The sequence below is a fragment of the Brevibacillus laterosporus LMG 15441 genome (assembly GCF_000219535.2).
In the GTDB taxonomy this organism is placed as follows: Bacteria; Bacillota; Bacilli; order Brevibacillales; family Brevibacillaceae; genus Brevibacillus_B; species Brevibacillus_B halotolerans.
In genome coordinates this window covers 1,335,889-1,350,058 of record NZ_CP007806.1, presented here as the reverse complement: position 1 = coordinate 1,350,058, position 14,170 = coordinate 1,335,889, and the positions used below count along the sequence as shown (strand labels likewise).

12 protein-coding genes, 1 pseudogene and 1 riboswitch are annotated in these 14,170 nt (G+C 40.4%); of the genes and pseudogenes, 3 read left to right on the top strand and 10 right to left on the bottom strand.

Going from position 1 to position 14,170, the window contains the following annotated elements; all coding sequences use genetic code 11:
• Window positions 1–192: 192 nt before the first annotated feature.
• Entirely contained in the window at window positions 193–384 is a 192-nt protein-coding gene (locus BRLA_RS06265) for a hypothetical protein (RefSeq protein WP_003345319.1), read from the bottom strand.
• A 185-nt stretch (window positions 385–569) separates the two neighbouring features.
• On the opposite strand from BRLA_RS06265, the gene BRLA_RS06260 reads away from it, so the two are divergent.
• Complete coding sequence (locus tag BRLA_RS06260) at window positions 570–1,733, top strand: hypothetical protein (protein ID WP_003338357.1); 1,164 nt, start codon at window positions 570–572, stop codon at window positions 1,731–1,733.
• 86 nt (window positions 1,734–1,819) lie between these two features.
• Here the strand turns inward: BRLA_RS06260 and BRLA_RS06255 are convergent, their stop codons facing one another.
• From BRLA_RS06255 to BRLA_RS06245, 3 genes are all read right to left on the bottom strand, one after another.
• Window positions 1,820–3,133: a nucleobase:cation symporter-2 family protein gene (locus BRLA_RS06255; protein WP_003338358.1), complete on the bottom strand. Its 1,314-nt coding sequence runs from the start codon at window positions 3,131–3,133 to the stop codon at window positions 1,820–1,822.
• Between the two features lie 25 nt (window positions 3,134–3,158).
• The gene (locus tag BRLA_RS06250; protein ID WP_003345316.1) at window positions 3,159–3,755 is read right to left on the bottom strand and encodes a xanthine phosphoribosyltransferase; all 597 of its coding nucleotides are present in this window, start codon (window positions 3,753–3,755) and stop codon (window positions 3,159–3,161) included.
• A gap of 204 nt (window positions 3,756–3,959) precedes the next feature.
• Window positions 3,960–4,064: riboswitch (purine riboswitch) on the bottom strand.
• 238 nt (window positions 4,065–4,302) lie between these two features.
• Complete coding sequence (locus BRLA_RS06245; protein ID WP_003338360.1) at window positions 4,303–4,908, bottom strand: BofC C-terminal domain-containing protein; 606 nt, start codon at window positions 4,906–4,908, stop codon at window positions 4,303–4,305.
• A gap of 297 nt (window positions 4,909–5,205) precedes the next feature.
• On the opposite strand from BRLA_RS06245, the gene BRLA_RS06240 reads away from it, so the two are divergent.
• Window positions 5,206–7,701 (top strand): bifunctional 2',3'-cyclic-nucleotide 2'-phosphodiesterase/3'-nucleotidase, encoded by a 2,496-nt coding sequence (locus tag BRLA_RS06240; RefSeq protein ID WP_003338362.1) that lies wholly within the window; start codon window positions 5,206–5,208, stop codon window positions 7,699–7,701.
• A gap of 66 nt (window positions 7,702–7,767) precedes the next feature.
• On the opposite strand, the gene BRLA_RS06235 is transcribed toward BRLA_RS06240, so the two are convergent.
• The 3 genes from BRLA_RS06235 to BRLA_RS24530 all read right to left on the bottom strand — a co-directional run bounded on the left by BRLA_RS06235 (window position 7,768) and on the right by BRLA_RS24530 (window position 11,241).
• Window positions 7,768–9,582 carry a glycerophosphodiester phosphodiesterase gene (locus BRLA_RS06235; RefSeq protein WP_003338363.1) on the bottom strand — a complete coding sequence of 605 codons (1,815 nt, stop codon included), beginning with the start codon at window positions 9,580–9,582 and terminating at the stop codon, window positions 7,768–7,770.
• 261 nt (window positions 9,583–9,843) lie between these two features.
• On the bottom strand, window positions 9,844–10,836 hold the full coding sequence (locus tag BRLA_RS06230) for a phosphotransferase (protein WP_003338364.1): 993 nt from the start codon (window positions 10,834–10,836) through the stop codon (window positions 9,844–9,846).
• Between the two features lie 15 nt (window positions 10,837–10,851).
• The gene (locus tag BRLA_RS24530; RefSeq protein ID WP_236867764.1) at window positions 10,852–11,241 is read right to left on the bottom strand and encodes a hypothetical protein; all 390 of its coding nucleotides are present in this window, start codon (window positions 11,239–11,241) and stop codon (window positions 10,852–10,854) included.
• A gap of 136 nt (window positions 11,242–11,377) precedes the next feature.
• Between BRLA_RS24530 and BRLA_RS24525 the strand changes: the two genes are divergently transcribed.
• Entirely contained in the window at window positions 11,378–11,971 is a 594-nt protein-coding gene (locus BRLA_RS24525) for a hypothetical protein (protein ID WP_051876107.1), read from the top strand.
• Window positions 11,972–12,054: 83 nt separating this feature from the next.
• Here the strand turns inward: BRLA_RS24525 and safA are convergent.
• The 3 genes and pseudogenes from safA to pheA form a co-directional block, all read right to left on the bottom strand.
• Window positions 12,055–12,210: pseudogene (safA, locus tag BRLA_RS24945) on the bottom strand (SafA/ExsA family spore coat assembly protein); the annotation flags it as partial.
• Window positions 12,211–12,333: 123 nt separating this feature from the next.
• Window positions 12,334–13,215 (bottom strand): branched-chain-amino-acid transaminase, encoded by an 882-nt coding sequence (ilvE, locus tag BRLA_RS06220; protein ID WP_003338366.1) that lies wholly within the window; start codon window positions 13,213–13,215, stop codon window positions 12,334–12,336.
• 59 nt (window positions 13,216–13,274) lie between these two features.
• Window positions 13,275–14,147 (bottom strand): prephenate dehydratase, encoded by an 873-nt coding sequence (pheA, locus tag BRLA_RS06215; protein WP_003338367.1) that lies wholly within the window; start codon window positions 14,145–14,147, stop codon window positions 13,275–13,277.
• Window positions 14,148–14,170: the final 23 nt, after the last annotated feature.

Sequence of the window (14,170 nt, the reverse complement as noted above, 5' to 3'; positions counted from 1 at the left end):
ACCAGACAGATTGCGAACATGCATTTCCGTTGAAAGTTTGATAACCCCATTATAAGCAATCGAGCCCTAGCTTTTTCTATCGTTCCACCCCTAAGCCCATTTCATTGATTCATGACAGAGCACGCAGAAAAAGCCTGCTGAGATATTCTCAACAGACTCCTTCTGCCTCGTATCATAACGTGGGACGGCCAATTAGTGTTTGTTCATACCAAGCTCATCAGCTAAGTCATGCTGCATATGGGCGTAATCGTCTACTTCGTGCTGCATCTGATTCTCGATACTATTTATTTTTCGATAGTCCAATTTGTTATGACCTTGGTTGAGCTGAACATACAAGCGTTGATGGAACTGGTCTTTGTAGCTTCCTCTAGGCATTGAAGACATACAAGAACTCCTCCTTCACATGGCCGTCCCCTACAGTATGCGATGTTGATGATTGCGGTATGTATCCCGATTTTACCTATTGGCTTTCGATCAGTAATGGATAACAAGCTTAGAATGAAATGGATTTCTGGAAGCATCCTATAACTAAAGTCGATTTCATTTGTCATTTTAAAGGGGGACATGTTATGAAAAAGAAATCCTTTTCTAGTCTCTATTTTCTGCTAATCTGCTTTTGTTTACTATTTTCCCCCACCACTGTTTTCGGAAAACATCATGTGTACGTAAACGAAACAAATAAACTCGTGCCATTTTCCCCAGGTTCTCTACCTCAAGGGGGCATTACCATCATTGTAAAAACCTCTGTACATGCTGCTTTTCAATCGAAGCTGACAATATCAGGTCAGGAAAAATGGGGACAGCTAATTGAAGCTAGCCCACGTATTTCAAGCTCTGAACCAGAATTTATTCGGGCTATCATCTATACGGAAAAAAATCGTTATCTATATAGTGATGAGCAGCGGTTATTTGAACAAGACTCCTATCGGGAAGTACTCGTAACAAATTCATTGCGTACACATCTTGAAAAATGGGTTTCTTTAACAGAACAAAAGCATTACGGTTTATTATCGCCGTGGAGCGAGGTACAACAAAACTTTAAACGTATGGCTTACGGAACTGTCACAGATATTGAATCAGGTGAACAATTCCGTGTACAGCGTCGAGCTGGTAGTGATCATGCTGACGTACAACCTTTAACCAAGCAGGATACTCTCATTATGAAAAGGATATATCAGGGGAAATGGAGCTGGAAAAGGCGCGCCATATTACTGACCATAAACGGAAAACATTATGCGGCTTCCATGCACGGTATGCCTCACGGTGGTGATGGAATTCCTGGAAATCAATTTAATGGGCATTTTTGTATTCACTTTTTAGGCAGCTCGACTCATAAGCGTCATGAGCCGGATGCTGGCCACCAATTTATGATTCAAAAAGCGGCTGGAACACTCTATTCAGCTCTGCGGGAGGCTAGCCCGCTTCAAATTATTGATTATTATCTCACCTGTCTGCGGGAAGAAGAGCCTCTTGCTTCCTTTTTGGTTGCGGGATCACCAAGCTCTCTGACATCCATGAATGATCCCGTGTATGTTCGTGAACGGTTGCACCCGCTTTTAGATAAGATGACAGCGGAGGAAGAAACTAGCGATATGTTTTCAGTCACCATCCCTGTCAAACTCTCCTATGCTAAGAAAGGGAAAACCTATCAAAGAATCTGTTATTTTACCTTAGTAAGAGGATCACAATGGGATCGTTGGCGAATCGCCGAAATGGAGCTTGTTGGTGAATAACAAAAAACGGTGATGTAAAAAGGATGTTCCCTAAGCAATCTTGCTGTTCGGAACATCCTTTCTTACCTTTTAACCTGAAATTGTCGTTATACAGAGACCGTTTCTGAGGCCGTCTGAGAAGCGTTTTTAACCGCCTTATCTTTTCGAGCCAAACAAATATTTAATACAATCGCGGTTAACGAGCCTGTAACGATCCCATTTTGCATAATCATCTTCGCCATACCTGGTAGCTGATCAAACATTTGTGGAACCACTGCGGAGCCCAAGCCTACTGCAATACTGCAAGCTGCAATTAAAAGATTTTCATTTTTGGATAAATCGACACTCGATAAAATATTAATACCTGATGCAACTACCATCCCAAACATAGCAATCATAGCCCCGCCTAGTACAGCATCGGGAATAACGGTTGTAAGTGCAGCCAATTTTGGCAGCATTCCCAATGTAACAAGAATTACGCCCGCTCCCATAATGGCTTCTCGACCTTTGATCCCCGTCAATGAAAGAAGCCCTACATTTTGTGAGAAAGCTGTATAGGGGAACGCGTTAAAGACACCACCCATTGTAATAGCAAGGCCTTCTGCACGTAAGCCTTTTACTACTGTTTTGGAATCAATCTTGGTGTCCGTTACTTTTCCAACAGCAAAATAAACACCGGTAGATTCCACCATACTGATTATATTGACGATTATCATCGTTAGAATTGCCATTATATCAAAGCGCGGCGTACCGAAATAGAATGGTTGTACAATGCTGATCCAGGAGGCAGTCCATACATGTGAGAAGTCAACCATGCCTAAGAAAAAGGCGATCATGGTACCCGTCACAAGTCCAATCAATACAGCAACCGATCGAATAAATCCAGTAAAAAAACGATTAAACAACAGGATTAAAAGCAAGGTTAAAAAAGCTAGAAGTAAATTAGTAGGAGAGCCAAAAGATGCACTGCCTTCCCCACCAGCCGCATTCTTCATCGCAACAGGAATTAAGGATAAACCAATGATGGTAACGACTGAGCCTGTAACCACTGTTGGAAAAAAGCGTAGTAATTTACCAAACAAAGGTGCAAATAAAAATACAAAGATACCAGATACGATAATAGCACCATATGCAGTTGTTAAGCTGTTTCCTGCTGAAAGGGACACGGCAATGATGGGCCCTACTGCTGTAAAAGTACATCCGAGCATTACGGGAAGTCCCGATCCAATGTACCTTCCGCCATAGACTTGAAGCAAGGTCGCAAGCCCGCTGGTGAAGAGGTCCGCCGCGATTAGATATGCCATCTGTTGTGGTGTTAATCCCAATTCTTTACCGATAATAAGCGGAACGATAACAGCCCCTGCATACATCGCTAGAACCTGTTGAAAGCCCAAGGTAAATATCTTTTGCTTGCTTAACATTGCGCTCTACCTCTCCCTTTTTGCCTTACGATTTGCAGGCACCGATTTCCTCGATAAACTCAATACCTGTTTCTGGGGACATCGATTTAATTCGAGCTAACGAATGAATAGCAATCCCTCTTTCCTCAAGCAAGCCTCGGCCTTCCTGAAAGCTTTTTTCGATAACAGCACCTACGCCAACCAATTCGGCACCAGCTTCTTTCACAATGTCGCACAATCCTACTAATGCAGCTCCAGTAGCTAGGAAATCATCTACGATTAGTACGCGCTCACCCGGCTTTAAATAGGCTTTAGCCACACTAATCTGGTATGTTTCTTTACGTGTGAAAGAATGCACAGATGCCGTATATACATCATCCGATTGCGTAATTGCTTTTTTCTTTTTTGCATAAACAAAAGGGACTTGTAGCGCAAAGCCTGTTGCCATTGCAAATTGAATTCCACTCGCCTCGATTGTTAAAACCTTCGTAATGTTTTCTTTAGCAAATCGCTTCGCAAATTCTTCCCCGATCAGCATGGCTAGCTTGGAGTCCACCTGATGATTTAAAAAAGCATCTACCTTTAAAACCGTATCGGACAATACGTTTCCGTCCTGACAAATTCTTTCCTGTAATACCTTCATGAGTAGCCAAAAGCCCCTTTCCACATTTGCAACAAAGTATTTTAAAAAAACAAAAAAACCCAAAAGGACAAGGCACTTGAATAACAATGTTCAAGTGAAACCTGTCCTTCTGGGTTTTTATCCCTTAGGTGTACTTTGTATATAACAAAGCTTGCATCGCTTGGACCAGCCCTCTTGTCAACAAACGGATGACAAAAGCGGAACCCTAGATGCACTTTCACTCGTAGTCAGATAAGATGATCGGTCATCTGGTAGAAACTTATGGGCCATATCCCCAAGAATTATACGAGTCATTTGAAATTGAATAGGTACACTGTAACATACCCACTATTTTTCGACAAGAAGGAAACACATCCCGCTCCCAAACAATATTTTCCCATTATAAATAGGAAGCGATTACATAGTAGAGAATATTTGATCTACCCTTTCTTCTCCTAAGATTCAAACAAATCCGTCCAACAAAAAACAACCAGCTTTTCTCATCAATCGAAATGCAATAGAGAAGCTAATTGTTTTTTTATTACTCAATAAATGAGTGGACTTTTGATTACTGAGATTCAATCTGTCGTTGAAATTCGCTAAAAGTAGATAAAATACTGTTATATTCAGCGAGATCATGTACACGGATACCTTTATACAAATGTCCAAGCTCTTCTTTAGAAAGGCTCGCTTTCATACTATCCGTGTTAATTCGATAAAAGGTTTGAATCACTTTCTGATAATCTGGCAACCCTTCAAAGAAGGTTAAAAAACCATCAGGTGATAAACCAAAGTAACCCTTCTCTTTACAAATAGGAGCAAGGTCATTCTCTTCTTTATGTAGCACAATATAATCTGGATGAACCGAAACCAGCTCCCAGCCAGCATACGGTTTCAATATTTGCTCTAAGGTTTGTTCTCTTACTTCTTTTTTCTCCTCATCCGTTACACCGCATACGTATGTACGGGTTAAGACGACCTGTCTTGGCATGGAGAATACAGGGACACTCTCATTCCCTTCCATTTGCGATAACATCCTATTTTTATCTACTTGATTCGTCAGCTTCATTTCAAGACGAGAAACCCAGAATCCCAATACTAAGCCTATTGTTAACACAAGAAACAACATTAGCCATTTCCACTTCAGTTTTGCTGGGCGCAATGATTTGAGCATAGCAGAAAAACCCCTTTAGATGGCGTTTTTCTCCTATTATTCTCCATCTGCAACGAGTTTTATACAATAGTAGATCACCGGATAAATCACGAACGTTTTTAATATGAGTTATATTATATTTCGTTATTATTGTTAGTGTAAGCGTTTTTCATGTCAGTCATTTCCCGTTTTACTCGTAAAATCTTCGTAAATTTTGTGTTGCTCCTCCTGATTTATCTGTCGAAAATGAAAAACTTGTGATATGATCGAACTTGTCCAATTCTCATCATTTTATAATATTTTAAGGGGGCTTTTCACTTGAAGAAGACACATCTACACAGTGTGCTAGCTACCTCCATGGTGCTAAGTATGTTTGCTCTTCCTACAGCTCATGTAGGTGCAGAGGGAGAAAGCATTATTAAATTACGTTTAATGGAAACAACTGATATCCATACAAACGTAGTGAACTATGACTACTATAAGGATGCTCCGACTGACCAATTTGGTCTAGCTAAAACAGCTACCTTGATCAAGAAAGCACGTGCAGAGGTTACAAACAGCGTTTTGTTTGACAATGGTGACTTGATTCAAGGAAATCCGCTTGGTGATTTCATTCATGAAAAAGGATTGAAAGATGGAGATGTTCATCCAATTTACAAAGCGATGAATCTACTTGACTATGAAGTAGGCAACATCGGTAACCATGAATTCAACTTTGGCCTTGATTATCTTCAAGCTTCTCTTAAAGGTGCAAAATTTCCATACGTAAACGCTAACATCTATATCGACGACAAGGATAACAATCCTGACAACGATAAAAACTACTTCACACCTTACCACATCTTTGAAAAGAAAGTAAAAGATGAAACCGGAAAAGAAGTAACAATTAAAATCGGTGCAATCGGATTTGCTCCTCCACAAGTAACTGCTTGGGACAAAGGTCACTTAGAAGGGAAAGTAATCTCTAAGGATATCATTGAAACGGCGAATAAATTCGTTCCTCAAATGAAAAAAGAAGGGGCAGACATCATCGTAGCAATTCCTCATTCTGGATTTGAAAAAGCTCCAGCAAAAGGAAATGACGAAAATGCCGTTTACTATCTAAGTAAAGTAGAAGGCATTGATGCTATCCTGTTTGGTCATGCGCACAAGCTATTCCCAAGCAAAGATTTTGATGGAATTGAAGGCGTTGACACAGCAAAAGGTACGATCAATGGTATTCCATCTGTTATGCCAGGCTTCTGGGGCGATCATCTAGGTGTTATCGACCTAACTCTTAAACAAGTAGATGGAAAATGGCAAGTGGTTGATTCCACAACGGAAGCTCGTCCAGTTTATGATGCTGCTACCAAAAAAGCTCTTGTAGAAGCTGATAAGGATATTCTTAATGCTGTAAAAGAAGACCATGAAAACACTTTAGGCTATGTTCGTGGACCAGTTGGCGAAACAAAAGCCCCAATCAACAGTTTCTTTGCATTAGTTAATGACGATCCATCTGTTCAAATCGTTTCAAACGCACAAAGATGGTGGGCAGAAAAAGCAACACAAGGAACAGAATATGAAGGTACTCCAATCTTGTCTGCAGCCGCACCATTTAAAGCAGGTGGACGTAACGGTGCTGAATACTATACAGACATTAAGGCTGGAACAATTGCTGTTAAAAACGTTTCAGATCTATATATCTACCCAAATACAATTAAAGCTGTATTAATCGACGGTAGCCAAGTAAAAGAATGGTTAGAGCGTTCCGCTGGACAGTTTAACCAAATCGATCCAACCAAAAAAGAAGAGCAAGCATTAGTTAATGATGCCTTCCCAACTTATAACTTTGATACATTGGATGGTGTAGAGTATCAATTCGATCTGACTCAGCCTTCTCGTTATGATATCAAGGGTACTTTGGTTAATGAAAAAGCAAATCGTGTAATTAACCTGCAATATAACGGTAAACCTGTCGATCCTAAGCAAAAATTCATCGTGGTAACAAATAACTATCGTGCTTTCGGTGGCGGTAACTTCCCTGGTATTGATGGTTCTAATGTCATCATCGATTCTCCAGACGAAAACCGCGAAGTGTTAATTAACTACATTAAAGAGCAAAAATCCTTCAATCCAACCGCTGATGGAAACTGGGGTTTTGCACCAATCAAAGGTGACATGAAAGTAACACTAACCTCTTCTCCTAAAGCAAAAGAGGTTGCTGAAAAGCTCGGATACATCAAGTATATTGGTGAGGGAGAAAACGGTTTTGCTAAATATAGCATTGACCTTTCTACTACAACTCAAAAAGTAGCTGAATCTGCTGACGCTTCTAAAGAAGACGTGAAAAAAGAAGAACCTAAGAAAGACGACGCTTCTAAAGAAGACGTGAAAAAAGAAGAACCTAAGAAAGACGACGCTTCTAAAGAAGACGTGAAAAAAGAGGAACCTAAGAAAGACGACGCTTCTAAAGAAGACGTGAAAAAAGAGGAACCTAAGAAAGACGACGCTTCTAAAGAAGACGTGAAAAAAGAGGAACCTAAGAAAGACGACGCTTCTAAAGAAGACGTGAAAAAAGAGGAACCTAAGAAAGACTTGAATAAACTAGTTGCTGTTCGTACAACGGCTGAGGGCTTAGGTATTCAAGTAGCCTACGACAATAAAACAAGAAGCGTTACTTTGACTAAAGGAGATGCAAAACTTGTTTATGTCCTTGGGGCTTCTGAAGTAATCGCTAATGGTAAAACCTTAGAAACAAATTCCGACATTGTGAAAAACCGTCTATTCCTACCGGTTGGTCTTTTGGAGGAAACATTCGGAGTAACAATTAAATAATTCCATGCAATGAAAAAAAGAGAAAGGAAATTCCTTTCTCTTTTTTTACTAAACCAAAACCGTCCCCTACTCTATACGAATAATTTTATCAAACATAGACTCCATCGCCTCAGTTGCCACTCGGAATGGCCCGTATTGTTTATGCTCCTGAGTAATCTGCCAAATTGCTTCATGAACATATTCGGGATAATCTGTAATTACCCCATCTACCCCCATTTTTAAGAAGGTATAAATGGCATCATAGCTATTGGCAGTCCAGACATAAACAGCTTTATTTAACGATTTTGCTTCCTTCAATACAGACTTGTTCAGCATGTATTCCTCCATTACGAAAAAATCACCTGGCAAGTCTTTTAAGCCTGTTCGATTAGCAAATAATACAAACCCTACCTGTAAATTTGGATTTGCTTTCTTGACGTTGTACACTACTGTATCATGCAAGGACTGGATAACGCATTCCGTTTCAAAGCTATTTTCTTTTATGATACGCAGCAGGTCCGTGATAACCTCCTGTTCCTGCTCGTGTCCATGTAGTTTTACCTCAATATTTAATTTGATTTTGTTTTTCGCATATTTGATGACTTCATCTAATGTACTAATCTTTCCAGTATCTCTTCCTTGACGCAGTGTGACCTCTCTTAACTCCGCTAACGTCATGTCATAAACATGTTTATCTACACCTGCAAGCCGAGCTAAATTAATATCATGTATAACGACAAGCTGCTTGTCTTTCGTCTGTAGAATATCAATCTCAGCATAGTCAGCATGTGCATCAATAGCTCCTTGTATGGCTTCCAGAGTATTTTCTACCCCTTTTTCCGTTGCTCCCCGATGTGCCATCGTTATTGGTTTATGTTCGAAAGCTGGAAACACATACAAAAAGTTAACAACAGCTATAATAATCACACTAATGATAGCCATGTAGCTAATAAGTAATTTGTACTTATGTCTTTTTACAAATGTAGGATGTTTATCTGGACAGACATGAGGATCATCCATTACGTGGATCTCTTCCTCACCAGCTTTACGAATATAAAACCAAGTCATAATAGACAGCATTAATGGTGTTAAAAAGATGGCAAAAATATAAATAAGATGCGTATATACTATCGCCCCTAAAGCAGCCAGATAGCCGTTGCCTGTTGATGTAGAAAGTCGGTACAATAGTTCAGAAACCCCATCTACAGATAAAAACAATAAGAACAGCCCTGCAATGGTAAAAAGAGCTACAACCACAATACGCCCTAGATTTTTTTTTACAATTTCCCCACTTTTTTTAGCCGCTCTCCAAAAGCTTTTCTCCTCAAGAACTATAATTGGTAAAGCAAACATCCAACGAATGTTAATACAAAATACTACGAAAAGTACACCGATGTACAAATAAACGCCATATTCCATTTTAAATAATTCGCCTGTAATAAAATTAGGGATAGCTAATGTCGGAAGTAAGGTGCTACTGACCCCCAGCTTCATCAGAGGTCGCAGTAACAATAGATAGAGGGCAAAAACGGGCAACGAAAAAGTAAACAGGGCCTGTAATGGTGATAACGCTTTACGTAGCACAAAGCGTAAATGCACTTTCTGTTCCTTACCTGCGTAATAGATCAATAGGATTAACACGGCAAACTCATAAAATATAATCAGAACAGAAAATATCATCAGCAACACACTGGCTAGAATTCCATACTCCGTGAGAAAAAAGTATAAGAGATCCTTATTTGCTGCATAGGTATAGCCACTCTGTTGGATTAAGTTTTTCAACACTACTGATAAGAATGGAATCACAATTATGATCGTAAATAGACGATACATAATCTCAAATAATAAGATATTCCAGAAAGAATACTTTAACGTTTTCCACACATATTTGAATAAATTCATCCCGTTTTCTCCTTATAACTCACCATCTTTATCTTTTATGATAAACCCTGTTGATTAGTCGATTCGTTATGAAATCATGTTTATAATTATAGGATAACATTTATTTCTAAGTAAAGTTTTACTAGAAATCACAACTGCTTTCATGAAAACTACACGATTTTCTTCCTGTGAAAGCTGTCTGCACACATATAGAGCTTGTTTTCATAAATGTAGCGATGGGTTTTTTTGAACAAAAAAGAGCGACCTGTTGTCGCTCCTTTATTAATAATAGCCTTCTTTAAAGAACCTTCTACGTTCACGTTTTAATTTGCGTTCCAGTTGCAATAAATGTGTGACACTTTTTATTCGGTAGCCTGGTAGCTTATTATAGATACCTGTAATTTCACGTAAGGGATTATCTGGGTAACGGAGTAAATGATAAATCATTTGAATTTCATCATCAGATAAATGCTTAATCTTGTGATAAGATTCGATTGCCTGATGATAAATACGCTTATCGTAATTATGCAAAAATAGCATACGACTTGCTATCTGAACCAGATCTACAATTTGCATATCAGGAGCTACAGTATCTAAATCAATTAAATAACAACTACCCGATTCCTTAATTAAAAAATTGTGACTAGCTACATCTCGATGAGCTAAGGTGCCGTAATAATGAGCCTGCTCCATTTGCTGATTAATTGGCATTTGATTAACAACCTGTAAGACTTCCTGCCCATCTCTTTTAATCTCTTTCGCCATGCCTTGAATCATTAACTCAAATCGATTTTGCGGACCGCGCGTAGCAATTCTTTTGGAGATTCGCTGAAATTGTTCCAGTCTCCTCTCCCATTTTTCTAAAATAGGCGGTTTGCTGAATTCCATTTCTGACAAAAAAGGGTAAGTGGGAAAACCCTCTGCAGCTAGGTGAAATCTAGCCAATGCAGTCACTGATTTTTTAATGTCCCCTACATTTGTATAAGTAGCATCTCTACCATTTATTTCTTTCATGACAGTGTAGAATCGGTCTCCAATCGGTTGCACTTTATGACCATAGGAGTTCGCTACGTATTTCACGGTATGATAAAAACCTTGTTCTCGTAGTACGTCAGCTAAATGCGTAACCCATAAGGCCTTCTCTTCTTCCGCATACCCTTTGACAATCCATGCCCCTCGATCGGTGCGAACAGAAAAAACGCTTCGTTGGGGTTTCATCCCTACTATCTTACAGCTAAACGCTTTTTCTAACGCTTTTATAAAGTTGGCATCCATTTAGACTGTTTACCTTCAGAAAGGTGTAAACGAGGATTCTTCATGACCTTTATCCCATTTTGGCCACATCTCTGGACGAGGTACATTAGGATTGGTAGGCATGTGTTGTACGTGATGTCCATACATATCTGAAGATGAATGTGGGTAGGGTTGGACATGCGGGCAATGTTTGGACTGCGGATACTGCTTCATATGCGGATAGGGCTGTGGCATTGAAGGTGCCGGGCAAACAGGTGGATAAGGATTGATCGGTTGATGGAACCCTGACTCTGAGTAAGGATAAGCGGTTTTATGTTCTGGAGTACAATCATCCTCCACCCATTTATGAGTATTGGAAATACTACTTTCCTGACATGAACTATCTACTTCTCTAGGTCGATGATGTGGCTGTGGACTCTGCTCCATGCAACTGCTTGTGCTAGAAGGACTCATACATGTTGTGTGATCTGGAGTACATGAACTAGAAGTAGTAGATGAATACTCCGAACATTCTGGTTTACAATCAGGCGGGCGAGGTGCTACGGCTGGCGGATACATTGGAATGACTATTGGCGGTGGACATATCGGCGGTGGACATGGTGGACATGGTGGCGGCGGACACATAAGTGGATATGGCATGGGTACTGGAAACGGTCTTATCATTGGTGGCTGTGGCCGCATTGGTGGACATGGTGGACATGGCGGACATGGCGAACATGTTGGACATGGCGGACATGGCGGACATGTTCGACTTGGTGGACATGGTGGACATGTTGGGCATGGTGGACATGGCACCGGTTTGGGCATTTCTTTCTTGGGTGGCAGTGGTTTAGGTTGTGGTACTGGTCTTGGTGCTGGTATAGGCATTTCTTTCTTGGGCGGCAATGGTTTAGGTTGCGGTTGCGGTACCGGTCTTGGTGCTGGTCTTGGTACAGGTACTGGTATAGGTATTGGGATTGGAACACGTCGTTTGGGCATTTCTTTCAAAGGTGGAATCTCCCTTTTTGGCATTTCCTTAGGCGGTGCTGGCATGACTGGTGGTGGAGATGGTACAGGCGGTACAGGCGCAACAGGTGGCGGCATCATTTCCGGTGACTCCATCATCTCCGGTGATTCATATGCTGGAGGTATTGGCATCTCCTTGCTCGGCATCTGAGGCACAGGTCTTTCTTTCATCGGTCTTTCCATGTGCGGTCGGTGTTCCATTCCCGGTCTTCTAGGTTTACCTGTTGGTATTTTTACTCTCATTCCAGGCATAATTTTATCCGGATTTTTTATTGTTGATTTGTTTAGATTCAATAGTTCTTGAAAGTCGACACCATATTTCTTAGCAATCTTCCACATGGTGTCCCCTTTTTGTACGATATGGATTTTCACTACTGCCTCTCCTCTCATACTTGAGTCCCTACCATGTTATGCGCCTCTAGGCGTTTTGCTCCTGTTCAATTTATCGCATAAAAAAACAGAGCCATAAATATTTACCGGCTCTGTTCTCCGTTACTTTTAGATTTATTTCCTTTATTTGTATACTTTTACACCATCTACTTGGACATAACGGCGGAATTCTTCAAGCAATTGTTTTGTCACAGGACCTGGTTTTCCGTCACGAATTACTCGTGCATCTACTTCTGATACTGAGATTACCTCTGCTGCTGTCCCGGTCAGGAATACTTCATCAGCAATATAGACATCATGACGAGTGAAAGGTTCCTCTTTAACCACATAACCTAGTTCTCTAGCGATATCCATAATTGCTTGACGTGTAATGCCATCCAGCGCACCTAAGTATGTAGGAGGCGTATAAATGACACCTTTTTTTACAAGGAAAATATTATCGCCTGATCCTTCAGTTACATAGCCCTCGCTATTTAGCATTAACGCTTCACTAACACCAGCCATGCTAGCTTCCATACGCACCATAACGTTGTTTAAATAATTTAGAGATTTGATCTTTGGATTCAATGCATCTGGTTTGTTGCGACGTGTTGGAACTGTCACAATTTTTAATCCTGTCTCATATAGTTCTTGCGGAAATAGTCGAAGCTGTTCAACAATAATAACAATATTCGCCCGTTTACAGCTACGAGGATCAAGACCTAAATCCCCATCGCCACGCGAGATTACAAGTCGTATATAGGCATCACGCAGTTCATTTTTTCTAACGGTTTCGACTACTGCATCCATCATTTCTTCTATTTTCATTGGAATAACGAGCATGATGGATAGTGCGGATTCATATAAACGTTCGATATGCTCTTGCAGGCGGAATATATTACCATTATAAACACGAATTCCTTCAAAAATTCCATCGCCATACAAGAAGCCATGATCATAGACAGAAATTTTTGCATTTTCTTTTTCTACAAATTCACCGTTTAAGTAGATCAACTGCTGCGTCATGCTACTTCACCCTTTTTTCTAACGTTTTTGAATAGTATAAATCTATATACAACATAGCGTCAATTCTTTTCACCTATACCCCTATAGGCGAACACTGGATAGCTACCCAGTAAACGAACCTGACAGCCCAATGCCTCTATCTCCGCAAAAGCGCCTGGCATTAACACTGTGTCCATGCCCTGTACGATATCCAATACAAAATAATAGCTACCCAGACCTTTTTTCGTAGGTCGTGATTCGATGCGGGACAAATTCAATTTGCGCCAAGCGAATGCTGCCAATACCTGATACAGTGCCCCTGAATAATCTTCGGGTAATGTGACCAATATGGTTGTTTTATACTTATCAGATACCGGTAAATCTAACTGACTTTTTCCCACCAGCACAAATCTCGTAAAATTGTTAGCATAGTCCTGGATGCTTTCCTGAGCGAGAAAAAGCGGGTATATTTCTGTATTTAATCTCGTTCCAATAGCCGCCCATGGTTGATCTGGTTCTTCACTTACAAGTTTAGCTGCTGACGCCGTACTGTTGGTATATTCAATCTCTACATGTGGCAAGTATTTTTGTAGGAACAAGCGACATTGGGCAATCGCATGCGAATGAGAGAAGACCTTTGTAATCTGCTGGAATAAAAGAGGCTTTGGCCTAACTGCCATTAATAGGTGCTGTGTGATTGGTAGAGCCAATTCTGCTAAAATAGGCAGTTTCTCCCCATGTATTAAGCCATCCATCGTTAAATTAACTGTTCCTTCAATTGAATTCTCAATGGGTACCACACCAAAATCGGCCTGATTCGTATTAACTGCTTCCAGCACATCAAGGATGCTTACATATGGCTGAGTTGTAAGCTCCTCTTGAATAGGCAAATGACGTACTGCCTCCTCTGTAAATGTGCCAGAAGGTCCTAAAAAAGCTAGTGTTCTCCCCATTATACTTCATGCTCCCATCTGAT